The sequence below is a fragment of the Paenibacillus sp. QJM3NY_38 genome, from assembly GCF_056173265.1.
Genome location: NZ_CM149665.1, coordinates 3,970,918 through 3,996,176, shown reverse-complemented (window position 1 = coordinate 3,996,176; position 25,259 = coordinate 3,970,918). Strand labels below are relative to the sequence as shown.

General features: G+C 49.9%; 18 protein-coding genes. 17 read left to right on the top strand and 1 reads right to left on the bottom strand.

Annotated features, from left to right (window positions below; translation table 11 throughout):
* Positions 1-41 precede the first annotated feature (41 nt).
* Complete coding sequence (locus tag AC0VZ8_RS18360) at positions 42-1,643, bottom strand: sialidase family protein (protein WP_475483954.1); 1,602 nt, start codon at positions 1,641-1,643, stop codon at positions 42-44.
* Between the two features lie 131 nt (positions 1,644-1,774).
* Between AC0VZ8_RS18360 and AC0VZ8_RS18355 the strand changes: the two genes are divergently transcribed.
* The 17 genes from AC0VZ8_RS18355 (at position 1,775) to AC0VZ8_RS18275 (ending at position 25,228) form a co-directional block, all read left to right on the top strand.
* Complete coding sequence (locus AC0VZ8_RS18355; RefSeq protein WP_475483953.1) at positions 1,775-2,830, top strand: LacI family DNA-binding transcriptional regulator; 1,056 nt, start codon at positions 1,775-1,777, stop codon at positions 2,828-2,830.
* 271 nt (positions 2,831-3,101) lie between these two features.
* Positions 3,102-4,178 carry a GntR family transcriptional regulator gene (locus AC0VZ8_RS18350; protein ID WP_475483952.1) on the top strand — a complete coding sequence of 359 codons (1,077 nt, stop codon included), beginning with the start codon at positions 3,102-3,104 and terminating at the stop codon, positions 4,176-4,178.
* Between the two features lie 130 nt (positions 4,179-4,308).
* Positions 4,309-5,691 (top strand): ABC transporter substrate-binding protein, encoded by a 1,383-nt coding sequence (locus AC0VZ8_RS18345; protein ID WP_194543125.1) that lies wholly within the window; start codon positions 4,309-4,311, stop codon positions 5,689-5,691.
* Between the two features lie 101 nt (positions 5,692-5,792).
* Positions 5,793-6,686: a carbohydrate ABC transporter permease gene (locus AC0VZ8_RS18340; RefSeq protein WP_071218449.1), complete on the top strand. Its 894-nt coding sequence runs from the start codon at positions 5,793-5,795 to the stop codon at positions 6,684-6,686.
* A gap of 11 nt (positions 6,687-6,697) precedes the next feature.
* Positions 6,698-7,534, top strand: coding sequence for a carbohydrate ABC transporter permease (locus AC0VZ8_RS18335; RefSeq protein WP_113058931.1), 837 nt, complete (start codon positions 6,698-6,700; stop codon positions 7,532-7,534).
* Between the two features lie 5 nt (positions 7,535-7,539).
* Positions 7,540-10,011 carry a family 43 glycosylhydrolase gene (locus AC0VZ8_RS18330; protein ID WP_475483951.1) on the top strand — a complete coding sequence of 824 codons (2,472 nt, stop codon included), beginning with the start codon at positions 7,540-7,542 and terminating at the stop codon, positions 10,009-10,011.
* A 37-nt stretch (positions 10,012-10,048) separates the two neighbouring features.
* Positions 10,049-11,815, top strand: coding sequence for a glycoside hydrolase family 2 protein (locus AC0VZ8_RS18325; RefSeq protein ID WP_475483950.1), 1,767 nt, complete (start codon positions 10,049-10,051; stop codon positions 11,813-11,815).
* Between the two features lie 1,315 nt (positions 11,816-13,130).
* Positions 13,131-14,144, top strand: a complete 1,014-nt coding sequence (locus tag AC0VZ8_RS18320) for a LacI family DNA-binding transcriptional regulator (protein WP_475483949.1) — start codon at positions 13,131-13,133, stop codon at positions 14,142-14,144.
* Positions 14,145-14,166: 22 nt separating this feature from the next.
* Positions 14,167-15,594 (top strand): extracellular solute-binding protein, encoded by a 1,428-nt coding sequence (locus tag AC0VZ8_RS18315; RefSeq protein ID WP_475483948.1) that lies wholly within the window; start codon positions 14,167-14,169, stop codon positions 15,592-15,594.
* Between the two features lie 69 nt (positions 15,595-15,663).
* Positions 15,664-16,536: an ABC transporter permease subunit gene (locus tag AC0VZ8_RS18310; protein ID WP_260068319.1), complete on the top strand. Its 873-nt coding sequence runs from the start codon at positions 15,664-15,666 to the stop codon at positions 16,534-16,536.
* A gap of 8 nt (positions 16,537-16,544) precedes the next feature.
* On the top strand, positions 16,545-17,411 hold the full coding sequence (locus AC0VZ8_RS18305; RefSeq protein WP_475483947.1) for a carbohydrate ABC transporter permease: 867 nt from the start codon (positions 16,545-16,547) through the stop codon (positions 17,409-17,411).
* A gap of 22 nt (positions 17,412-17,433) precedes the next feature.
* Entirely contained in the window at positions 17,434-18,756 is a 1,323-nt protein-coding gene (locus AC0VZ8_RS18300; RefSeq protein ID WP_475483946.1) for a CehA/McbA family metallohydrolase, read from the top strand.
* A 116-nt stretch (positions 18,757-18,872) separates the two neighbouring features.
* Positions 18,873-19,889 (top strand): response regulator transcription factor, encoded by a 1,017-nt coding sequence (locus tag AC0VZ8_RS18295; protein WP_475483945.1) that lies wholly within the window; start codon positions 18,873-18,875, stop codon positions 19,887-19,889.
* Positions 19,886-21,724 carry a cache domain-containing sensor histidine kinase gene (locus AC0VZ8_RS18290; protein WP_260068323.1) on the top strand — a complete coding sequence of 613 codons (1,839 nt, stop codon included), beginning with the start codon at positions 19,886-19,888 and terminating at the stop codon, positions 21,722-21,724. Before AC0VZ8_RS18295 ends, AC0VZ8_RS18290 begins: the two co-directional genes overlap by 4 nt.
* A 115-nt stretch (positions 21,725-21,839) precedes the next feature.
* The gene (locus tag AC0VZ8_RS18285; RefSeq protein ID WP_475483944.1) at positions 21,840-23,378 is read left to right on the top strand and encodes an extracellular solute-binding protein; all 1,539 of its coding nucleotides are present in this window, start codon (positions 21,840-21,842) and stop codon (positions 23,376-23,378) included.
* 86 nt (positions 23,379-23,464) lie between these two features.
* Positions 23,465-24,361 carry an ABC transporter permease gene (locus AC0VZ8_RS18280; RefSeq protein WP_260068325.1) on the top strand — a complete coding sequence of 299 codons (897 nt, stop codon included), beginning with the start codon at positions 23,465-23,467 and terminating at the stop codon, positions 24,359-24,361.
* Entirely contained in the window at positions 24,362-25,228 is an 867-nt protein-coding gene (locus tag AC0VZ8_RS18275) for a carbohydrate ABC transporter permease (RefSeq protein ID WP_475483943.1), read from the top strand. It abuts the gene before it with no gap.
* Positions 25,229-25,259: the final 31 nt, after the last annotated feature.

The following is a 25,259-nucleotide window of genomic DNA, read 5'->3' as shown; positions in this document are numbered from 1 at the left end:
CATCTATGATGACTTATGGACGGCCCTGGTATTAAAGCCTATTAGTTTCGGAAGAACTCGACCTGATCGATATCCGCCCATTGGGAAGAGGACGAATTGGATACGTAAAATCCGATCGTTGCCTTTCCGCCCGTCACTTGAATATTGGATATCGTGACAGGCGTCCACGCTGTCGTCACCGGACACCCGGTTTGTAGCATGCTGCCTCCATACTCCTTCACTTCCATGACACAACTGTTCTGGCCCCCGCTGCTGCGCATGCGTGCTCGCATCGTATACGTGCCGTTATCAAGACCGCTAATCGTCTGTCCGACATATGCGGTCGAAGGTCCGCTTGTGCCTGCGAGACCGACAAAGTATGAGCCTTCGGCAGCGGGAAGTCCAACGCCGTCATTGGCTCCATGAATAAGAATCCGATTCGGGTAATCATCGCCGTACGTAGTCCAGCCCGCTACATTGGCTGTTTCAAAGCCGGGATTGTTAACCAGATTGGTTTGCGTCGGTGTCACGGTATGCCCGAAGCGCAGATAGATGCCGTTTGACGGATAAGTTGCGCTGGTGACGGCTGCAACACGAGTGGAATCAACGGCCATTAGCGCATTCCAGTTGGAGGATTTCGTATCGGATACCGGAAACACGTTGGTTTTGTACTGCCATGACGCGCCGTTATCGGAGCTGATCATCGTAAACATCGATGAGTAAGGATCCCCCGTGTTGGCGCTGCTTTCATCTGTTTGGAATGCAGCCATAAGACGACCGTCGGCGAGCTTAACGACGAACGGAGCGCCCGCTTTTTTGCCATTGCCGCTGGGCACGTACATCGTTTGACGGGGAACCGACCAATTGAAGCCGTCCGGCGAAATTTTATATTTGATGACAAAAGGGTGGCCGGCAACGTCCGAGGCTTCGAAAACGGTTATATACCGCCCGTCGTTCATTTGCGTGATGACCGGCATGCCGTCGCGGGAGCCAGCGGCAACTCCGTCACTGACCGTGATCCGGCTGCCCCAGCCGCTTCCGTTCCAGGTCTTCATATACAAATTTTGCAGGCCGGTCGTTCCGACCGCTGCCGGACTGTCGTCCGCATAAAGCACGGCAATCGTGCCGTTGATCATGTCCAAATGCGGCTCCCACAAACCTTTAAAGCTGGAGGCGGTTGAACTCCCGATCAATCCGCCCGGTAAATCGCTCCAGGTGTGACCACCGTCGAGACTTCGCCGGACATTAAGCTGGATCTCATAGGTGGAGCCATTCTGAACGACCTGCCGATAGGCTAACCAGATTTCCCCGCTCGGTAGCCTTAACATTTGACCGTTCCCCACATTGCCCGCGGTGCTTGAGACAGCTGTGACCGGAGTGCTCCATGTATAGCCGCCGTCCTGCGTTCTGGAGACCACAATGCGCGTGTTGCCACCGCCAGCGTTGGTGTCGAAGGATACGAGCCACTCGCTTGGCGTAAGCTTGAGCAGCCTTGGATACCACACACCTCCCGATGGCGGCGTATTGATGGCAATCTGCTGCGAAGCCCATGCCATGCCTGATGAAGCGGCATGAACCGGCGACAATGGAATTGCCGTTAGAGCAAGTGCAAGCATAACAATGAACGAAAGTGGTTTCTTCCAGAAGCCTGTGTTCCGTTTCATATGCAATTAACCTCCCAACCCGAATTAGAAAGCGCTTTCTAAAATGGATTGTATCGTAATTAATATCATTTAAGATATACTAAATATATATTATTTTTCAGTTGGGACTGACGTAAAAAGAGAGGTCAGACATGGAGCAACCGTTATATAAACGTATTCAGAACGATATACGCCAGCGCATTCAGAGCGGCGAGCTGCAAGCAGGAGCCTTGATACCTTCGGAGAAGGACTTGGCCCAGCGGTACGGTGTAAGCCAGATTACATCCAAAAACGCGCTCAACGGTTTGGTGGAGGAAGGCTTGTTAGTGCGATATCGGGGAAAGGGCACCTTCGTTCGGGAGCTGGTCATTCCGGAAGAGCCGCATCTTCAGTCGGGTACGAAAAAGACGATCGCGATTATTTTGCCGACGATGAAAACCAAGATCGACCAGCAGCTGCTGGACGGTCTGGAACGCTATTGTGCGGATAGGGGATACGATCTGTTGATCCGCATTACACGCGAGTCGCAAGAGGAAGAATACCGAGCGATCAAGCAGTTCCAGGAACGAGGAGTCGACGGGTTCATCATTTTCCCTGTCGAGCAGGAAAGCTACAATAACGCGGTTCTGCGCTTGTCGCTCGACCGGGTTCCCTTGGTACTTGTTGACCGTTTCTTGAAAGAGATCAAGGCGTACAGCGTCAGCTCGGACAATTATGCAGGCGTTCGGGAAGCTATATCCAGTCTGCTTGCTGCTGGGCACATGCGCATTGCCTTCCTGTCACCGGAAATTACAAATTCGGTTACGGACGAAAGAGCGAAAGGCTTCGAGGCCGCTTTCATGGAACAAGGCTTGCCTATAGATAAGACACTGTGGTGCATGCTGGATTTGGAGACCATAGCAGAGGGGAACGGACAACGGGAGGTCGTTCGTTTCCTGAGCGAACAGCGCGATATCACTGCCGTCTTTGCCGTTAACGCGGAATTGGCCCGCTATGCCCATTATGCCATTCGGGAGATTTGGAAGGGGGCGGGGAACGAACCTCAGCTGGCCGCGTTTGACGATCCGGATCTCGATGGCATTCCTTTCATCCGTCAGCAATTGGATGAAGTAAGTCGGCGTGTCGTCGATTTGCTCTCGGAACAATTGTCCGGTACGCACGAGCCAAGGCGTGAGGTTGTACCAGTCCAGTGGATATGGCCGGAATGATCTCGGCTTCACCTAGTACAATTTAAGAATCAATGAAGTAGCCCGCCAAGAAACGGTCTGAACTAAGTTCAGACCGTTTTTTTTGTAGACATCAGAAAGTATAAACTTCGAAGCATGAACATTCCTGATATCGCAAGAAAAAACATCCTATAAAGGCAGTCATTCTCCTTTACGAATCCTCTGATTGATGTTTTAGTCATTTACAAAAGCGAAGTTATATTATAATAATATACTAAATATACTATTTAAATTATAAAGGTTGTGATGGGCATTGAAATCTCTGCCGCTATACAAAAAAATTCAGGAAGATATCAAGCGGCTGATCGCCATCGGCAAGCTGCGGGAAGGCGACCGGGTCCCTTCGGAGAAGGAACTGTCCGAACGTTACCGCGTCAGTCAGATTACAAGCAAAAATGCGCTGGTTGGACTGATGGAGGAAGGCTTGCTCGTCCGGATTCAAGGCAAGGGCACCTTTGTCATGAGCAAGCCGGAGCACGCCACGGCGATTGATCAGTTGGGTGAATGGACGGCAGGTCCGGGCAAAAGCGGGCGGATCGGGTTAGTGCTGCCGACGATGAAAACGAAAGTGGACCAGCGTTTTTTGGATAACATCGAGAAATATGCGTCTGCCGCAGGCTATGAAGTGATGCTGAGAATTACGCGCGAATCCCAGCTAGAGGAATCCAAGGTCATCTCGTCCTTTCTCAAGCAAGGGGTGGACGGCATGATCATTTTTCCGGTTGAAAACGAGACCTACAACGATTCGATTCTGAGGCTCTCGCTGGACCGTTTCCCCTTCGTTCTGATCGACCGGTTCTTGAAGGAGATCAAGACATACAGTGTAAGCTCGGATAACGTAAACGGCACAAGGGAAGCCGTTGAGTATTTGCTTAACAAAGGCCATTCGTCTATCGCGTTCATCTCTCCCGAAATTACGAATACGGTGACGGACGAGAGGGCCCAAGGGTTTGAGCAGGCATTTCTGGAGCATGGATTGTCGATCGACAAAAGCTTATGGTGTCTCCTCCCGCTGGATGAGATCGCATCGGGTCAATCCGTCGAACACATCAGGACGTTTATAGATGACAATCCCCATATTACCGGCATTATTACGGCCAATACGGAGCTGTGCAGAAATGCCTATAAAGCGGCAGTTGCATCGCGTAGGAAGGTGCCGGACGAACTGGAGCTGATCACGTTCGATCCGCCGGATCTGCCGAATGTGCCGTACATCCGCCAAAACGAGGAGGAGATGTGCCGGTTAACCGTAGAGCTGCTAATTGAGCAGATCGAAGGGGCTTTTGAGGCGAGAAGAATCGTGGTGCCGGTCATGCTGGTGAAAGATTAAGGTGAAAGATCGAAAAACGGAGGATAGCCCTAATTTTATACTAAATATAGTATATAAAATTATATTATTATAAGTTACTATGACTTCGTAAAGCGCTTACACCACATCTTTTAAAGAAGAGGGGAATCGCATGAAATCGAAGAACAAATTCGCAGGCATGATCATGCTGCTGCTGATGTTCGCGTTAACCGCTTGCAGCGGCGGCAATGGACCAAATGACGGGGCTGCACCAACCACCCCGGACACTTCATCACCAGGCAATGAAGCTTCCGCCGGGAAGGACCCTAAAGAACCTGTAACGATTGAGTTTATGGGCCACGGCAATCCGAACGAAAAAAAGATTTTCGAAAAGCTGATCGCTTCCTTCGAGGAGAAGAACCCGCACGTCACAGTTAAATACACTTCGGTACCGCCAGGCGAATACTCGCAGAAGATGACAACGCTGATCAGCTCCGGCAAGGTTCCAGACGTATTCTACGTCGGAGGCCCCGAGTTTTACCGCTTCGCGGAGGCCGGAACGCTTCTCAACATTCAGTCCTATCTGGATAAGACCTCATTGTTTAATCCCGATAACGTATGGAAGCAGGCGATGGACCGCTACCGCTTTGACGGCAGCAAGGTTGGCGCCGGAGATGTGTACGGACTGCCGAAGGACGTAGGACCATGGTCATTTGTCTATAACAAGGATTTGTTTGACGAAGCGGGGGTGCCTTACCCTTCCGCAACGGCAGGGGAATGGACCTGGGACGACATGCTGGAAGCAGCCCAAAAGCTGACGGTCGACGATAACGGCGACGGAAAGCCCGATCAATATGGTGTAGGCGCTTACAGCCTGGAATCGGCGGTGTGGGGCAACGGCGGTGAATATATCGATTACGCCACCGGCACGGTAAAGGTGAACGAGCCCGAATTTTATGAGGCGATGCAATTTGTTGCTGACCTGAACCTGAAGCATAAGGTCAGCCCGAATCAGGAAGCCGAGCAAGCGATGAATGCATATACCCGCTTTATTAACGGCCAGCTGGCGATGTTTGCGATGGGCCCTTGGGATCAGCCTGCATTCTGGGAGCTGCCTTTCGGTTGGGACATTGCGGCGTGGCCGGCAAGCCCGAATACGGGAGAAACGGCGACCTGGCTCGGCTCGATGGGATTTGCCGTTTCGGCGAAATCCAAACACCCGCAGGAAGCGTTCGACTTGGCGGCCTTCCTGTCCCTGGATGAGCAAGGGCAGCGCGAAAACTACCAGCTCGGTCAAGCGGTTCCTAATCTGATCGACATGGCGGAAGGCGAATTTAAGGAAATGGACAAAGGACCTCAGACACGTCAAGTATTCCTCGATATTATCCAAGATTACGGACGACCGGACGTGGTAGCTTTCTCTAAGGATACGCAATGGATGGATATGTTCAACCAGAATGCGAGCAAAGTATGGAACGGTGAGATGTCGGCGAAAGACTTTACGGCCCAGATCCAGCCGAAGATGCAGGAGCTGTACGACAAAGGCAATAAATAATGCCGCAAGGGCAGGTGGCGTCAATTATTCATATCGGCGCCCCCCGCCGTACGGACATCCTGTCATGTCATAACGAAATACAGGCGAAGGTGGAATGAAATATGGGTACCAAGCTTGGCGGGTATCGCAGAAGAGAGCTGGCGTGGTTGTATCTGTTTGTCGCTCCGCCAGTTCTCGGGTTTCTTTTGTTCGGCCTTGTGCCGATCTTGTTCTCGATCTATATCAGTTTTCACAAATGGGATATGCTTACCGATCCGCAGTGGACGGGGCTCGCAAACTATAAGGATCTATTGAAAGACGAGAAAGTGTTCAAATCGTTGTACAATACGGTCTATTTGATGATCGGCATTCCGCTCGGCATGATACTGTCGATGCTGCTGGCCATATTGATGAACCGCAAATTCGCCGGCATCTCGTTCATGCGAACGATCTATTATCTTCCGGTCATATCGCCGATTATCGCGGTATCCCTGCTGTGGCAGTGGATTTTGAATCAGGATTACGGATTGCTCAACAACTTTCTGTGGGAAACATTCGGCATCACGGGGCCTAACTGGCTGGGCAAGCCGGAGTGGGTGAAGCCTTCGCTCATCCTGATCGGGCTGTGGAGCGGCATCGGCGGGAACATGGTGCTGTATCTTGCAGGATTGCAATCGATCTCCTCGACGTATTATGAGGCAGCGGAAATCGATGGCGCTGGTGCATGGCACAAGCTGACGCGAATTACGATCCCGCTGCTCACGCCGATTCATTTTTTTGTCATCGTTATGGGCATCATCGGTGCGTTCCAGTCATTCAGCCAGATTTACGTGCTTGCGGTGGATGGCGGACCGGAATACAGCGGCGCTACGGTCGTCTACTACATTTTCCAGCATGCGTTCGAGTACTTCAATATGGGCTATGCCAGCGCGGTGGCCTGGGTACTGGGCATTCTCATCTTTATCGTCACGCTCATTCAATTTAAGCTTTCCAATCGATGGGTTTACCAAGACTAGGGGGGAAATCTGTGAAACGGGAAAAAATGACGGACCTCTGGTCGCTGCTGCTGTTGTTATGCGGTTCGATCTTTATGGTCGCACCGTTCATATGGACCATATCGACCTCGTTAAAGGATCGGCGAAACGTATTTGAAATTCCTCCACAATGGATTCCCGATCCGTTTACGTTCGACAACTATGCGAAGGTTTGGCTGGAGTCGCCCTTGCTGCATGGATTTATGAACAGCTTGATCATCGTGGTGATCGTCCTGACGATCGGGATGCTGATATCCGCGATGTCGGCCTATGCCTTTGGCAAATTCGAATTTCCTTACAAAGGCATGCTGTTCATGGGTTTGCTCGGGACGATGATGATTCCGTATTCGGTCGTTATGATACCGCAGTATATCGGATTCTCCAGGCTGGATTGGGTGGATACACTGCTGCCGCTCATCATACCTGGCCTGTTCGGCAACATCGTTGTCATCTTTTTCATCCGCCAATATTTGCAAAGCGCGATGCCAACGGAATTGATTGAAGCGGCGAAGATCGACGGCTGCAGCTTTCCGGGCATTTTCTTCAAGATCGCGCTGCCGATCATGAAGCCCGCGCTCGCCGCCCAAGCTGCCCTCGGCTTTATGGGCATCTGGAACGATTTTCTCGGTCCGCTGATTTACCTGCATACGCCCGAGAAGCAAACGATTCAAGTGCTGATCGCTTCCATGCAGGCGATGTACATTGGCCAGTCGGATTATCCGATGATCATGGCCGCCGCCATCATCGCCATGGTGCCGGTGATCATCGTGTTCTTTTTCTGCCAACGATACTTTATCGAGTCGATGGCAATCAGCGGAATCAAGGGGTGAGACACATGCCAATAAGTATGCCGCGCCTGTCGAAGATCGTTTGTTGTCTTGGCATGTTAGGATTAGCGGCCGGATTGGCATTGTCGGGATGCGATTCAAGAACGAAACCGGAGGCGGTCGATTTGGATATTTACAACGAAAAGATGTACGCCAATCCTTTTCCTTCCCTAGAGGAAGAATGGGAGGATTACGGCAACGGGGACCCATATATACTGCGGCATGACGGCCGCTATTATCTGTATGTCAGTACAAAGGATCACCGGACGGGCATCAAGGCGTGGATATCGGACAATCTGATCGATTGGAGGTATGCGGGTCTGGTGACAGAGGATCCCGTATCGACCGGCGCCTACGCACCTGAAGTGATTTACTGGAACGGCTGGTTCTATCTCTATACGTCTCCGGCAGGAAAGGGGCATTACGTGTTTCGAAGCGAATCGCCGACAGGCCCGTTCGAACGGATCTCCGACAACGTCGGGATGAGCATTGACGGCTCGGTATTTATCGACGATGACGGCTCCTGGCTGTTCACCCATGCTGGTTCGTCGGGCATTGTCGGCGTTCCGATGGATGGTCCCGCCGAATTCGGTATCGGTCAGACGATTCCCGGGCCCTACCTGGGGCATTGGACGGAAGGGTCCACGATCATCAAGCGGAACGGTACCTATTTCATGACATATACCGGGAATCATGTATTCAGCAAAGGCTACCGCATTCATTATGCCGTGTCGCATGATTCGCCGCTCGGTCCGTACAGCATTCCGGCCAACAACCCGCTCGTCATCAGCACCAAGCCGGACTTTTACGGGCTCGGCCACAGCTCGACGGTAATGGGGCCCGATCTGGATTCCTATTATCTCGTCTATCATAACTTGACGGGAAGATCCCAGGAGGGCCCGCCCGTACGTCGGATGAACATCGACCGGCTTGTATTCAACGGAGACAAGATGGAGATTCTGGGGCCTACGAATTACGATCAGCCCGTCCCGGGAGGGCCGGTCTTTGCTGATAGGCTGGACGCAAAAGCCATCGATCAAAGCCGCTGGGAAGCAGCGGATTCTGGAGGAAGTGCACAAATCATTAGCAAGGTGAGCACGGATGGAGTCTTTACTGCCGAATATAACTTGGTTCCATCGAAGGCCACCGTCTCCGCGTTGTTTGCGTATCAGGACACGAATCAATACGGGTTCGCTGAAATCGATCCGGAGCAAAACGGGTTATCCTTAGGCAGAATGCAGGACGGCAGCCGCAAGGTGCTTGCCACGGTGGAGCTTCCCACTTGGTCCAAGCTGCACACGATTCGCGTCGAGCGCGGAGAAGATCGGCTGCGGGTTTATCTGGACGGCGTTCTGAAGCTGGATCAATCGGCGGTACCGTTCGGACCAGGTAAAATCGGTTATCGATACCAAACCGGCGAGCCGAGCTTTTCGTATACGGCATTCTCGAATCACGCCTCCGGCAGCAGCGACTTCGAAACGGCCAAGCCGCTTCCCGGCAGCATGGAAGCCGTACACTACTTAAGCGGTGAAGGCAGAGGCTTCTCGGTCCGCCATCCATCGGAAGCAGGCGCATGGCGCGGTTCGGACGGTACGGCGATTAAGATGGCTGAGGATGGAAGCTATTCGGCTTCGCTGACGGAAAAAGGCGATTGGTTGCGTTATGCCGTGAACGTGTCGGAATCGGGAACGTATGCGCTGGACCTGACGGTCAAGGCCGGAATGGGGCCGACATCCTTCAAGCTGCTCGTGGACGATAAGAAGGTCGAAAACTATAAAGTTGACGGCAGCCATTACTCGGGTAGCAGTAGCGAACCTTGGGTTAAAATTCGGGTTGGGTCTCTAAAGCTCGAAAAGGGATTACATAGCCTTGCCATTCAATTGGACAGCGACCATACGATGGAATGGAAAACGATGGACTTCGAGCTGGTCGACATGCAAACGTTTAAATTGGAGAATCTTCTGGAACAAACAAGCTCCGAGGATGTTCACGGCCAATGGATCGAATCGGACGGCGGGTATGCCGGCGCAGCCGATTCCGATGCCAAGATGTATGGAGGAAGCCCCCTTTGGACCGATTATCGCATCCGAACGACCGTGAAGCTGGGCGACGATCCGTCCGGTCAGGCGGGTGTGCTCTTTCGAGTGACTAACGAGTCGGATTTCCGGGATCAAGTGAGTGATTCGCTAATGGGATATTTCCTTGCGGTCAGCGCTACGAAGCTTGAGCTGTACAAACATAATTACGATTCCGAATTACTGCATAGCGTCAAGGTTTCGCTGAAAGCGAACGAGCCGACAAGCTTGCGAATTGAAGCGGTACGAGGCACGATTCGCGTATATGTGCAGGACGGGGAAGAGCCGATCCTGACATATGATGATCCCCGGGCATTCATGCAGGGGAGAGTAGGCCTGCGATCGGTTCATGCAGAGCAGATCGAGCTCGGCGACTTAACGGTGGAATCCATGGGTACGAAATAGAAACGATAAACTAACAGAAGATGGAGAGTGGAACATAATGTCTAGCTCGCACAAATATATTAAAGACTATCCTAGACCGCAATTGGTGCGTGAAAACTGGGAAAATCTGAACGGGGAATGGGATTTCCGTTTTGACGATGCATGGGAAGGGGAGAGCGGCAAGTGGTACGACCGTCTTGAAGCCGACCGCAAAATTACGGTCCCCTTCGCGTTCGAGACGAAAGCAAGCGGCATTGCGGATGAATCATTCCATCCCTGCGTATGGTATGAGCGGATGGTTGCCATACCTGCCACGGAAGCAGGCAAACGTATCCTGCTGCATTTTCAAGCGGTCGATTACTCGGCGACCCTGTGGGTCAACGGACACAAAGTCGGCACGCATGAGGGCGGATACGCAGCCTTTTCCTTCGACATTACCGAAGCGGTTGAGGTCGGCCGGGAGAACCGGATTACCGTTCGAGCCGTGGACAGCAACAGCTGTACCCAACCGCGCGGCAAGCAGCGGTGGATGAAGGACAACTTCGGTTGCTGGTACGTGCAGACGACAGGGATATGGCAGACTGTGTGGATGGAGTACGTGAATCCGATTCATATCAACCGGGTAAAAATAACGCCGGAGCTGGAACGCGGGTCGGTAAACTTCTGTTACGAACTGGGCAACGCTGGGCAGAATTACGACGGATTGACTCTGCAGACCATCATCCGGTTTGATGGTAAGCTGATCCGGTCGACGGAAACGAGCGTAGAGCGCGGCACCTTAGCAGTTGACGTGAGCGTTGTTAACGAGGCCGTGGGCGAGTGGAAGGTCAAGCCGTGGCATCCGAACCATCCTAATTTATACGACGTCGAGATGATTCTGAAGCAAAACGGAAAGCCGGTCGACACGGCCTATTCTTACTTCGGCATGCGGAGCATCCGGATCGTAGGCAATCAGGTCATACTGAATCATACGCCGATTTATCAGAGACTGCTGCTGGACCAGGGCTATTGGAACGATACGCATTTGACGCCTCCATCGGAGGAAGCGCTGCTGGAAGACATCGACAAAACGCTGGCCCTCGGCTTTAACGGTGTGCGCAAGCATCAGAAGCTGGAGGATCCCCGGTACTTATATTGGTGCGATCGCAAAGGGCTGCTGGTATGGTCGGAGATGCCGTCAACCTACGAATTCGGGGACGATGCGGTTGAGCGATTCACGAATGAGTGGATGGCTGTCGTTCGCCAGCATTACAATCATCCTTCCATCATTGCATGGGTACCGTTCAACGAATCCTGGGGAATAACTGACATCGCCACCGACCGCAAGCAGCAGCAATTTACGGAATCCATCTATCATTTGACCAAGGCATTCGACCAGATGCGGCCGGTCATCGTGAACGACGGCTGGGAACATACGATTTCGGATATCATTACACTCCACGATTATGAAGAGATAGGCGCTATGCTGGAAGAGCGATATCGGGACAAAGACGCGCTGTTGGGCAATAAATTCGCGCATAACACGCATCGTTATCCATTCGCGCAGGGGTATGGCTATCGAGGCCAGCCTGTGATCATCAGCGAATACGGCGGCATCGCCTTTACAAGCGAAGAGGGCTGGGGTTACGGCAATCAGGTTCGTAACGAGGATGAATTTTTGAAGCGATACGAAGGAATTACGCAAGCGATTAAAAATTTGCCATACGTGAGCGGATTCTGCTATACGCAAATTACGGACGTTCAGCAGGAAGTGAACGGCTTGCTGACGATCGAGCGCGAACCGAAAGTAAATATGGAAGCGATTCGGAGCATTAACTTGGCGTAGGTGAATATGGACTTGATACGAAGCATTAACCTGGCATAGGTGAATATGGACTCGTTACGACGCATGAACCTGGCATAGGTGAGTATGGACTCGATTCGAAGAATAGTTCTGGCGTCGTTGAATATGGACTTGATACGAAGTATAAGCCTGGCGTAAGCGAAAATGGACTGGATTCGAAGCTAGACCTGGTGTATGCGGTTATGGACTCGATTCGAAGCATTAAGCTGGCGTAGGTGAATATGGACTCGATACGACGCATAAACATGGCATAGGTGAATATAGACTTGATACGAAGAATAGAGCTGGCGTAAGTGAATATGGACTGGATACGAAGCTAGACCTGGTGTATGCGGTTATGGACTCGATTCGAAGCACAACCCTGGCATAAGCGAATAGAGAACGTTTAACCATACTTTTTTCTGGAAAATGTTTAGTTTTCTCGCGAGATATAGGTAAACACAGAAGCAGCAGGGACCCGTCAATGGACAGGTCTCTGCTGCTTTTTCCAGGCGTTTAGGATTTTATTTTCTATATCAAGGAGAAAATACATGCAATAGAATACTCGACCAAAGTGATGGATATGAAGAAGTTTAAGGATAAGATGGTTATATGAATAAGATGGTTATATGAATAAGATGGTTATATGAATAAGATGGTTATATGGATAAATGCATCGGGTTCTTCTAAAGGATCAACTGTGGCAGAGTTATTAATAGCCCTATTAACAATAGCCCTTTTTTCAAATTGGAAGTAAAAATAGGCAGGTGCACTGATGTAAGCGGACAGGAGGTCCGCTATTTCCAAACAAATACACCAATTTCAATGCTTAGCGGACACAGAATCCGTTATTCTCGGTTTTTTCTCTGTTTTTGCGGTGATATACCGGTAATAGCGGAACCTGTGTCCGCTTAATCTTATATTTAGCACCTTTGCTCACAAATAGCGGAATCACGGTCCGCACGGAGTTAGTATAATAGTTTCTTACTCATAATTAGGCGGGAGACCCGATGCGAACCGCTATAAAGTAAAGCGATGCCAATCGAAAATAACTAATATGGCAACCCGGACACGATAGGGGTCGGGTTCACATGAATATACATGCGTAGAAAGTCGCCATAGGCGGCTTTTTTGGTGTGCCGAGAAAAAACAAGAGCAGCATCCTTCATCAAGCTGGTGCAGAGATTTTAATTTTTAATTAACAAAAACCTGCATTCTATTAAATTATTCTTTTTTACAATCAATGACGTAGGGTTATTAAACCGGTTTAATGATCCAGCAGGCAATGAGAATTTGCTAGAGAAAGGAACAACCATAGATGGCTACCATTGATGACGTTGCCAAGAGGGCTGGTGTATCCAAGGGGACCGTATCCAGTGTGTTCAGCAAAAAAAGGCCGATCAGCCAGCAAGTGACGGAGCGGGTACTGGAGGTAGCCCAAGAGCTGGGATATTTCCCGAATCATCTGGCCCGAAGCCTCGCGATCAAGAGGACGATGAGCATCGGCCTCAAGATCCCTCTCCCGCCTGATGGGACGATGACGGCTTTCGATACTCAGTTGATTAACGGTGTCATCAAGGAATGCTCCAAGCAGGGCTACCGCTTAGTGCTCGACACTTTACCCGAGCAGGATGATCCTACGATGTATTCACAGGATCCTGTCGATGGCGTCATTCTGCTCAACCCGCGAAAGAATGATTTGCGTATCCAACGGTATCTGATGATGGGCACACCCCTTGTGCTGGTAGGGCGGTCGGATCCATATGACGATTCGATCAGCTACGTGGATAACAACAACACGAAAGTGGCTCATCAGGTAGGAGATTATTTGCTTCAAGGAGGACATCAATCCATCCTCTTCCTGAATGCAGCCTCCGATATGACCGTGTCCTATGATCGAAAACATGGCTTATTGGAAGCTTATCGCCAGTACGGTCTGCCGATGCGCGAAGAGTACGTGATGTACTATAACCACAAACTGCATGCCAACGGCACGGAATACGGATACATGTCCATCATGAACACCTATGGAAACATGAACTATACGGCAGTCATTACCGATACGGACAGAGTGGCTCTTGGCGTGCTGAGGGCAGCCAGGGAGCTTGATATTGATGTGCCCGAACAGTTATCGGTCATCGCCCTCAGCAATGATGCGATTTTAGCTCAAGATATGAATCCAAAGCTGACATCCGTGGAGTTGTCGGCAGAGACGCTTGGAGCCGAAGCAGCCAAGCTGTTGATCGAGAAAATAAGCGATAAACGTGTCCACAGGCAAATCATCATCCCCGCACAGCTTGTAGTGAGGGATTCCTGCAAAGTTCTTTCCTAATGACGAATAAGGAGTGGTTAGCTTGGTAAAACGAAACAAAATCATGATCGCGATCATGGCTGTATCTCTATTCGGTGGGCTGCTTGCGGGCTGTTCCCCGAGTCCAGGCAGCAGTAATCAGGAGGGCAGCAATGCCGCATCGCAAGCTGCATCGAAAGAAGAACGCACCCTCAAAATCATGACGGGGGTCATCGGCGGCAAAACGCCTGAAGAGAATACGCAGTTCGAGCAGGAAATCGAGCGTCTAACCGGCATCAAGGTAACGATGAACAAGCCGGCAGCTGACTATGACCAGAAGCTGCTTGCAGCGATCGCTTCCGGAGAAAAATTCGACCTGCTGCAAATCAGCAAAGAGAAGATGTCCACCTTCGTTGAACAAGGAATTCTTACGCCGCTGACCGATCAAGTGAACGCCTCCAAGGTGCTGTCGGATCCAAACGTCATTCCCGCGAATGAGTGGGAACAAGTAAAGACGAAGGATGGCCAGATCTACGGCGTGTTCACCAAGTACCAGGGAGGAACGATGCCGATCGTTCGCAAGGACTGGCTGGACGAATTAAACCTGCCGGAGCCTGCAACGCTGGACGATTATTATAACGTCCTCAAAGCGTTCACCGAACAAGATCCGGACGGAAACGGCAAAAAAGACACGTACGGACTCAGCACGGCCGGCATGTATGAACTGCAGGGTTTCTTCAGCGCAGCGGGCTTGAAACAACGATATGTGGAAACGGCGGACGGCAAGCTGGACGTTCCATATTCTACAGATGCGGCCATCCCGGTTTATGAATGGCTGAACAAGCTGTTTGAGGAAGGCATTCTGGATCCGAACTTTACCACGAATGACACCGGTAAAATGCGAGACCTGTTCCTGACCGACCGGGTCGGCATGATTACGTACTGGGACGCTTGGGTAGGCATGCTGAACAATACGCGCCAGGAACAAGATCCGAATACGAAATTCGAAGCGAAGGGCTTGCCTGGTGCAGCCGACGCAAACGGCAACCACATGCTGCGCAGAGGCGATCCGGATGTTTGGGTTATTCCCGTCAATGCGGAGCATCCGAAAACAGCCTTTGAATTCATTGAATGGTGGCATTCCGAGGAAGGTATTACGCTGGGCAGCTTAGGCATAAAGGATGTGGATTACACGGTTGCCAACGGCAAATACGAATTGACCCAAACCGGTAAAGAGCATGCTTCCGACCATGGCGTTCCTTTCTGGTATAACCGCAACGTCGAACCGCCTTTCGGTAAACTGCCGGGCGTCCAAGAAGCGCAGGATCTCGTCGATCAATACGCTGCATTGGAATTAACGCCTCCGAATTGGGCGAATGCCGAGAAGATTATCAATGAATATTCCTTCAAAGCGATCATGGGCGAGATGCCGGCTGCCGACGCCGTAAAAAAAATGCGAGAAGAGCTTAAAGCAGGCGGACTTATCGATTAAAGCATGAAGAGGAGGGGCGGTGATGACGCCGCGCCCTTCTTTATTTTTTTAATAAGGGGGCGAAATTCCGTGAAAGCCATATTCAAATACAAAACCCTATACTTTATGATGCTTCCTATCCTGGCCTACTTCCTCATCTTTTCCTTTTATCCGCTTGCCCGGGGACTTGTTATCAGCATTCAAGATTACCGGCTTATCGGAGATCGTCCGTTCATCGGCATCGATAATTATCTGAGTGTGCTAAAGGATCCGGGTTTTTGGGAAGTTTTTCAGAATACGATCGTGATCGGCGCCGGAAGTTTTATCATCAACTTCTTGCTGCCGCTGATTCTCGCGCTCTCCTTAAATGAAGTGGCTTCCGCCTGGTTCAAAAAAATGACCCAGATGATCGTCTATTTACCTCATTTATTCTCTTGGGTTGTCGTAGGCGGAATGTGGATTCTACTGCTGTCTCCGGATACGGGCATCGTGAACCAAATCATTCAGCTCTTTGGCGGTCAGCCGGTCGGGTTCCTGTCTTCGGACCGTTATGCCCGCTCCGTCATGATCCTAACTTCTGGCTGGAAAGAAATGGGGTATACCTGCATTATGTACCTGGCCGCCATCGTAAACATCAATCCATCGCTGTATGAGGCTGCGAGCATGGACGGAGCCAGTCGCTGGCAAAGGATACGATATGTAACGATTCCGATGCTTCGCTCCACCATGAAAGTGGTCATCATGTTGAACGTTTTGGGAATCCTGCGTTTGTTTGATCAAATATTCGTGATGAGTAACGGCGCCATTGCCAATAAAGTCGATGTCATTATGATGTACACCTACCAAAAGGGGATATTGGAATTTAGCGTTGGACCTGCTACGGCGGCCGGCTTCCTGGTGATTTTGGCAACATTCGCGCTAACGTACGTAACAAGAGCGGTGATCCGCTACGATGAAGGGTGAGTCGGTATATGAAATCAACGAATAAAATCAGCTTGCCGGGCCGTGTGTTTGATGCGGTTAATATTCTGTTCCTCCTTCTGCTCGTTTCAACCATGGTTATTCCTTTTCTAAATACGCTTGCACTTGCATTTTCATCAAATTTTGCTTCCATGCAGCCCGGGATCGTACTGTGGCCCAAGGAATTCAGCCTGGAGGGATTCTCCACGGTGTGGAACCGCATGAAGCTTTATTTGCCATTTACGAACAATGTCATTGTGACCGTTGTCGGTACCGTAGGTCATGTGTTCCTAAGTTCTATGGCTGGCTATGTGCTGATTCAAAAAGGGCTTCCCGGAAAAAAGTGGATGTTATCCGCGATCCTGTTAACGATGATGATTCCGAGCGAGGCGATCATGATCCCGCTGTATATCGTGAATCAGGATTTAGGTCTCCTAAACACGCTGTCCTCATTGATACTTTCGGGTTTCGTATCCGGCTTCAGCGTCGTGCTCATGCGAAATTTCTTTTTGAGCGTCCCTTACGAGATGTCGGAATCGGCCCGGATCGATGGAGCCGGGGATCTTCGGATTTTCTTTACGATGTACTTGCCGCTTGCGAGAGCAGGGCTGGCAACCGTTACGCTGTTTGAATTTGTCAGCCGCTGGAACCAATTCACGCCAGCCCTCCTGTATATAAATGACTCGTCCAAATATACGCTGCAGATCGCGTTGAAATCGCTCATTGTCGATACCGATTCGACCTCGAGCAATTTTCTTATCACGACCAATGTCAGAATGGCAGGGATCGTCATTGCGCTTCTTCCGCTAATCATTATCTATCCGTATGTGCAAAAGTATTTTGTCAAAGGAATGTTTGTCGGCGCAAATAAAGAATAAGCAGAATTGAGGAGGCAGTCGTGTGACCAAACAAATCGAGCGAATGAACATATCGACTTTCAAACGATATATTGAGCATTCGGAACAAAGTACGTACATCGAAGTTCCGTTCCAAATGCCGGAGCGTGTCGAAGAAATCCACGTGAGCTATCAAGTGGAATCCCATGGCGATGAAGCCGCAAAAGCCGTCATTGATCTAGGGATCCGGGATGCCGAGAGAGTAAGAGGCTGGAGCGGAGGGGCACGTCAGGAATTTAGCATCGGTCTGAATCAAGCGACTCCAGGGTATCAGCCTGGACGGTTGGCCCCAGGGGATTGGGCTATTCTCCATAACGCCTACAAGGTTCCCGCTCAGGGTTGTACGGTCACGATAGAAATCGAGTTTACCTACAAGACATCGCGCTGGCTGAAGGGAGATCTTCACACGCATAGCGTTCATAGCGACGGCACTTATACCCTGGAAGAGAATGCGGCTATGATGGAGAGTTTGGGCTGCGATTTTATAGCCATGACCGATCACAATACGAACAGCCAAAACCTTGCTTATCCCCGCGCTACCTCGGTACTGATGATACCAGGTACGGAGTTTACGACGAATTATGGTCATAGTAATTTTCTTGGCGTGACGAGCCCCATGGATGATTTTCGCGTATCGGGAATTTCCGATGTGCACGAGAAGTTTCGAGTCGCCCGCGAGCGGGGGGCCAAGATTGTGCTCAACCATACGCACTGCGATAACTGCCCGTGGGTGTGGGATTTCGATGTGGATTACGACTGGGTAGAAATTTGGAACGGGCCTTGGAGAGAGCACAACAGACGTGCGCTTTCTTGGTGGCAGGAACAGCTTGTCGCGGGGAGACGCCTGGTAGCCGTTGGCGGAAGCGATGTGCATCGACCGGATTCATATGTGAAGCATGCGATGCCATGCGTATGGGTCTGGACCGATGAAAAAACGGTGGAAGGCGTGCTGAACGGTATTGCGGAAGGCCATGTCGTTATCACTTATTCGCCAGACGGTCCCTTTGCCACCCTTCAGTGCGGCGAATACGGGATTGGTGATGAAGTGCCCTATGGGCACGCCGATCACAAGGTGGTCGTTCAACTGGATGAATTGATTCCGGGCGATCGGATTCGTCTGTACAGCGAGCGCGGTCTCGAGGAAGAAACTTCTGTTGACTCGGACGGAGGTGTTACACTGATGGTTAACGCCATGCATAGGAGATTTCTGCGGGCAGAAATTTGGCGGAATCTCGATCTGGCCGATGGCTTGTCGATGGCGGCAGTGACAAACCCCATTTATTTTGCTTCAAAAGAAGAAGCGCAATCATCGAATCACGAGGGTTAAAGCCTTGATCATACATCACCGCTATGTAAAAGCAGGAAAATATCATGCATTCACGAAATCCTCTTTATATCCTGAGAAACCTGGATAATTGCCAACGATGGAGGTTTATCGCACAAATGTACACCGTTCTGATAGCCGAAAATGAACCATGGGTCTTGAAAGGAATCGTCGAGATGGTGAAATCCGCCGGTGAGGAATTCCAGGTGGTAGGGGAATGCAGCAATGGAAAAGAAGCGTGGAGCATGATTCAGGAAGTGTGGCCGATGCTCTTGATTACGGATATCATGATGCCTGAGCTGGACGGGTTATCTTTGATCAAGCGAATAGCGGAGCATCGGATTCCACTTGTATCCGTGATTATCAGCGGCTACGACAATTTTCAATATGCCCAGAAGGCCATGAGCTATGGCGTTTCGGAGTATTTGCTAAAGCCGGTAGAATTTGAAACCCTGACCGAAGCGCTAAGCAGATCCAAGGAGAAGCTGGAATCTCTGAAGGACCTGAACGACTATATCGTCAAGTTCCAGTCGCTATTGGATAACAACCAGGGATTGGCGCTTGATACTCTCATGCAAAAGCAAAGCCACCTAATTCAGTCCGTCTTAAGATTACATGCTCTGAGCAAAAATGCCCGGATTGGGCTGCTGAATATTATGGAGACCAAGCTCAAGAGCCTGTTGAATGAAATCGGCGTTGCGTCCGAGGACATCCCTAAATATGTATCTAATGATGATGGGGCCATCCAGAAATACTACATGGCGCTGCTGGAAAAATGGTACCTCGAGTATCCGGGAATGGGGAAAGCGAGCCTGCCTGAGGCCATTGCCCAATCGTGCCGGTACATTGAGGCAAATTATAAATCGAATCTGTCGCTCACGGAAATGGCGAATCTAACGAATTTCAGCATTTCCCATTTCAGCGCGTTATTCAAAAAACATACGGGCAGCTCACTCGTCGGTTATGTCAATCGATTGCGTATGGATGAGGCCAAAAAGCTGCTGAGAACTACCTCGTACGCTGTATCCGAGATTGCGGAAATCGTCGGGTACACCTCTTCGCCATATTTCACACGAGTATTCAAAGCGCATACCGGAGTTGCTCCCCTCGAATACAGAAGGAGGATGGGCTCATGAAATGGCGTAACTGGCATCACCGTTTCTCTTTTCAGACGAAGATCCTCGGGTTGGTGCTGTCCGTTAGCTTTATTTCCATTTCACTGATGGCAGTTTTCACGTCCTATTACTATACAGAATCGGCAAAAGATGATTTTTATATGATTACCCAGGATTCTACGGCCCGGATTAATCATCAGCTCGACCGGTATTTTACGCAAATGGCCCAATCGACATATGCATCGATTGCCGGTCCGCTGCCCTCCAATTCGCTGCTCGGCGACAATCCGGAGAGCGGACTTCTGCAGAAATGGCTCATTAGCGGTGAAATGTTCAGTAGAGAACAGGAAGCGCTCGTCGAGGGCATCATGTCAAAGTATATTGCCATCAACTATTCTAATGTCCTGGGGATTGTACTCCGTTCACTGGACGACCGATTGATTTATTCGAAAGATCACGCCTTGAATCATGCCATGATTAAGTACTCGCCATGGCTAAGCAGCCCCTTATCCGATAAGCTGAACATCGTCCCCTCACACTACCGTCATGAAGATGCCGTCATGGCTGCATACCCCTATATTACGCTGATTGTGCCCATATTTGATCCGAATTCCCTCAAGCTCGTCGGAAATTTGAACATCGCTTTATCCATTACCGAAATTCAAGACATTCTCGGACAGACGAGACTCGGGAGAACGGGGTTCTTTTTTATTGTCGATTCAACAGGAGAGATCGTGTATCACCCGGACATGAACTTGGCCGGTCAACGTGTCGAGGACACCGCTCTGGGTGCACTGCCGCTCGGTGAGCAGGATGCTGTAATCAAACGGAACGGAGAGAAAATTCTGATCTCCGGGAACCGCTCGGAAGTGACCGGCTGGAATATGGTTGCTTCTGTACCCATGCATGAAATGGCGAGCGGGCTGGACTTCGCGCGCAAGGCAACGTTCTTTGTGATGACAGGCATTATTATCGTATCGTTGTTGTTTATTCCGAGGATGGTCAGCCAAGTCGTCCGTCCCATTCTTCGCTTGCGGAACCTGATGAAACAGGTGGAGACCGGCGACACGAATGTCCGTGCGGAGTTGGTTGAAGGCAAAGACGAGATTCAGCAGCTTAACGGCAGCTTTAATCAGATGACGGCAAGGCTGAATGAACTCATTCACACGGTACATCATCTTGAGATCAACGAGATGCAGCTGCAGCTGCGGCAAAGGGATGCCCATATCCAGGCACTGCAGAATCAGATCAACCCGCATTTGCTCTACAATACGTTGGAAATTATCAAAAGCATCGCCTTTATCGAGAAGGTGCCGACGATTGAGAGAATGGTGACAAGGCTTGCGGGTGTGTATCGATATACATCGAAGATGCCCGGTTCCGAAGTGCTGCTGCGGGATGAGCTGCGAAATTTGCAAAATTTTTTGGATATCATTCATATCCGGTTCGATCATTTTCGAAGCCGGATATCGGTGCCTGAATCCTGCATGGATTGCCGGATTATCAAGCTGTCGCTGCAGCCGATCGTAGAGAACAGTGTAAAGTATGCGGTTGAACCAAGAAACGGAAATGCCCATATCGCGGTGGAGGCATATGAGAAGGATGGCGACCTTATCATTGACGTTACGGATAACGGCAGTGGTTTTCCAGAAGAAGAATTGCAGCGGATTGTACAGAGAATGAAGTATGTGGAACAACAGGCAGAGCCATCGGACCACGAGGAATCGGTTGGCATCCTCAATGTCCATGCCCGAATGGCTTTAAAATACGGCCCTCCATACGGCGTATGCGTGCATTCAGTATCGGGACAAGGAAGCAAAGTCACGCTTCGATTCCCAAAAAAGACAAACACATGATCAGAAATTCGGATAAAAACATCATCATTATGTGAAAAAGTGACCCCGGACAACAAGATATATTAAAGATGCATGAAGGACAAATTCCAAAAATTCGTAATGGAGGTCACCCGAAGTGAAAAGAACGTTATCAATGATCCTGGTTATGAGTCTGGTGTTATTGTCGATCGTTGGATGCACATCCACGGGAAAAGAGGATGCAGGTACGGCTTCCGGTGCGAACGGAGAGAAAGACGATTCCAAGAAAATAAAAATCGATATGATGATCGCTTCATGGAAGGGTGGGGGCTGGCCGGACAACCATCATCCGATTATCAAGCATATCAATGAAAAATTTAATGTGGATTTGCAGATTCAATGGGTTCCGAATGCCAATTTTGCCGAGAAACTGAACGTGATCGCCGCATCCGGCAAACTGCCGGATATTATACGCATGGATAGTCCAAGCCTATACTTGAAATGGGTGGAGCAGGGCGTGTTCCTGGATTTAAAGCCGCATTTACCCGAATATTCAAATTTGCAAAACATAGCAAAGCCGGAAGAATGGGCGCTGCTGAACCCGAAAGATCAAATCTTCGGCATTCCGATATACGCCACAGCCCAAAACACAATTTATGTAAGAGCGGACTGGCTTACTAAGCTGGGAATCCCCGTACCCACTGCAGAGCAATTCACCATCGATACTTTTTATGAAATAGCCAAAGCTTTCACGACCCAGGATCCGGACGGCAACGGGAAGAACGATACCTTCGGATTCTCGGCGCTTGGCAACTCGAGCCTTATGGGAATACCGGAGCTGTTTGCAGCATTCGGATTGGCGAACGGCTGGAAGGAAAAGGGCGGCCAGCTGATACCGATGCAAACCCAATCGGAAGAATGGAAAGCATTCCTTACTTTCATGAATCGCGCCTATAAGGAAGGCGTGCTTGACAAAGACTTCATTACCAACACGAATTTCAATGAGAAATACGCGCAAGGTAAAGTAGGCTTTGCCGACATGCATTATCAGTTTAGCCAACAAACCAATCAGCAGCTGCAGACCATTTCCCCAGGAGCCGAGTTCGTGGAGCTGGCGCCGCCGATGGGAGCAAACGGAACGCGGGGCACATCCACGCCTACGAGCGGAACCATTAAGGTCGTTTTAAGCAAGGACGTCGATGCTGAGAAGCGGGATCGCATTCTGGAAATGTTCGATTGGTGGGTTTCTCCCGAAGGGGAAGACATCCTCAAGAATGGAATTGAAAATATCCATTACAAGAAAAACAGCAATGGAGCTTATGAGATGACCGATGAATTGAAGGCTGAAGGTGAGGGGCGTCAAAGTCTCTTGTGGAACTGGGTATTGCGAAACAATTCCAATACGTTTAACACGTACAAATGGAGCGACCCGACTTGGGCAAAGGAAATGGAGCAATCCATTGATAACGCAGGCAAATATCCATATAAGAACGCGTCCGACGCTTACATCTTCTCGTCAGCCACATACTTGGCGAAGGGGACAGCCCTAAACGAAAGTTTCCATAAATCCGTCATCGAAATCATTGCAGGCAAAAAACCGGTGGAACGTATAGATGAAGCGATCGCGGAATGGAAGCGAGACGGCGGAGACAAGATCATGGAGGAAGTGAATGCCGCTTATACAGCGAATCCATAACGTTCGCCTGAAGGACCCGAGCGGCTCCAGCTGCTCGGGTCCTTTTATTAATTCTGTCAGGTTTATAACAATGGAGGATTGAATGAATGAATGCTTACTGGAAAAGGGCATTTCCAATCTATTTCATGATACTGCCGGGTATTCTCTTTTTTATCATTTTCAAATATATTCCGATGTTCGGGATCTCCGTTGCCTTCCTGGAATATAGCCCGTTCAAGGGAATTGCAGGAAGCGAGTGGGTAGGACTTCATTATTTTCGCAGATTGTTTGCCGAAGGCGATTTCCTGCTGCTGCTCAAAAATACGCTGCTCCTCAATCTGCTGGATGTACTGTTCTTTTTTCCGGCTCCTATTCTGGTCGCGCTGCTGTTGAATGAGGTTAGAGCGAAGCGTTTCAAGACGGCTGTCCAAACCATTTTATATGCGCCCAATTTTATTTCCTGGGTCGTAATCGTCGGCATTACCATTGTGTTATTCGCAACCGGCTCCGGAGGTTTCAATCAATTATTGGAGAATGTTGGACTGGATCGAATTGAATGGATGACGGATCCCCGGTATTTTCGGTGGGTCTGGCTAGTCCAAAATATTTGGCAGGGTGCTGGATGGGGAGCGATTATTTATCTCGCAGCTTTATCGGGCATAGACCCGACATTGTATGAGGCGGCTATGATGGATGGCGCAAACCGTTGGCGCCAAGTTTGGCATATTACGCTTCCCGGCCTGCAAAGCGTCATTGTCATTATGTTTATTTTACGGTTCGGACACATGTTGGACCTTGGTTTCGAACATATTTTTTTGCTGCAGAATCCGATGAATCAAGATGTATCCGAGGTATTTGAAACATTCATATACAAAACGGGTCTGGTTCAAGGCGATTACAGTTATTCGACAGCCGTAGGATTGTTTAAATCCGCAGTCGGCTTGGTGATGGTGCTGCTCGTCAACCGCCTGGCCAAAAAAACGGGGCAGGAGGGAGTGTTTTAAATGCGGCACCTGAGAGGTCTTGACCTGTTGTTCACGATTATGGTCTACAGCATCCTTTTGCTGGCGGCAGCGATGGCTATTTTCCCATTGTTTTATGTACTCTCGGTTTCTTTCTCGACGGAATACGAGTATTTGACGCGCGGTTTCTTCGTGATACCCAAGCAGTTCACCCTGGATGGTTACTTGTATTTACTGTCGCATCCAGGGTTTATCTCCGCCTTCCGCAATGCGGTTATCATTAGCGCTGTTGGAACGGCGCTGAATATCGTGCTGACCTCTCTCATGGCATACGGGTTGTCCAAGCGGTGGCTGAAATTTCGAAATTCACTGAATTTCATGGTGTTTTTTACGATGCTGTTCTCGGGCGGCATGATACCAACCTATTTGGTCGTCCGATCGCTTCATCTTCTGGACAGCTTTTGGGCCATCTGGTTAAGCACGGCGATTGCTCCTTTTAACGTCATTGTGATGAGGAGTTTCTTTCAGTCCATGCCGCTAGAGCTTGAAGAATCGGCCAGAATGGACGGGAGCGGGGAGTGGCGTCTGTTTTTGTCGATAATCGTCCCGTTGTCCATGCCGGTTATAGCTACCTTTACCTTGTTTTATCTTGTAACTAACTGGAATACGTATTTCTCTGCCATCTTATATTTAAACGATGCCAAATTAATGCCTCTGCAGGTATTTTTAAGGCAGATGCTGGTTGAGGATGATCCTACGATATCCAATGCCACCAATGTGTTATATAAATATACGCCTGCTGCCAAAATGGCGGCGATTATTTTGACGGCGCTGCCGCTGCTAATTATTTATCCGTTTATGCAAAAGCATTTTAATCAAGGAGCCATGCTGGGGTCGATCAAAGGATGATTGCCGCTTGTATGGTCAACTAAATCGGATT

Bases quoted from the DNA above. Each gene is read 5' to 3' on its own strand.
- AC0VZ8_RS18360 (WP_475483954.1), bottom strand. From the start codon at position 1,643: ATGAAACGGAACACAGGCTTCTGGAAGAAACCACTTTCGTTCATTGTT.
- AC0VZ8_RS18355 (WP_475483953.1), top strand. From the start codon at position 1,775: ATGGAGCAACCGTTATATAAACGTATTCAGAACGATATACGCCAGCGC.
- AC0VZ8_RS18345 (WP_194543125.1), top strand. From the start codon at position 4,309: ATGAAATCGAAGAACAAATTCGCAGGCATGATCATGCTGCTGCTGATG.
- AC0VZ8_RS18340 (WP_071218449.1), top strand. From the start codon at position 5,793: ATGGGTACCAAGCTTGGCGGGTATCGCAGAAGAGAGCTGGCGTGGTTG.
- AC0VZ8_RS18330 (WP_475483951.1), top strand. From the start codon at position 7,540: ATGCCAATAAGTATGCCGCGCCTGTCGAAGATCGTTTGTTGTCTTGGC.
- AC0VZ8_RS18325 (WP_475483950.1), top strand. From the start codon at position 10,049: ATGTCTAGCTCGCACAAATATATTAAAGACTATCCTAGACCGCAATTG.
- AC0VZ8_RS18320 (WP_475483949.1), top strand. From the start codon at position 13,131: ATGGCTACCATTGATGACGTTGCCAAGAGGGCTGGTGTATCCAAGGGG.
- AC0VZ8_RS18305 (WP_475483947.1), top strand. From the start codon at position 16,545: ATGAAATCAACGAATAAAATCAGCTTGCCGGGCCGTGTGTTTGATGCG.
- AC0VZ8_RS18295 (WP_475483945.1), top strand. From the start codon at position 18,873: ATGTACACCGTTCTGATAGCCGAAAATGAACCATGGGTCTTGAAAGGA.
- AC0VZ8_RS18290 (WP_260068323.1), top strand. From the start codon at position 19,886: ATGAAATGGCGTAACTGGCATCACCGTTTCTCTTTTCAGACGAAGATC.
- AC0VZ8_RS18280 (WP_260068325.1), top strand. From the start codon at position 23,465: ATGAATGCTTACTGGAAAAGGGCATTTCCAATCTATTTCATGATACTG.
- AC0VZ8_RS18275 (WP_475483943.1), top strand. From the start codon at position 24,362: ATGCGGCACCTGAGAGGTCTTGACCTGTTGTTCACGATTATGGTCTAC.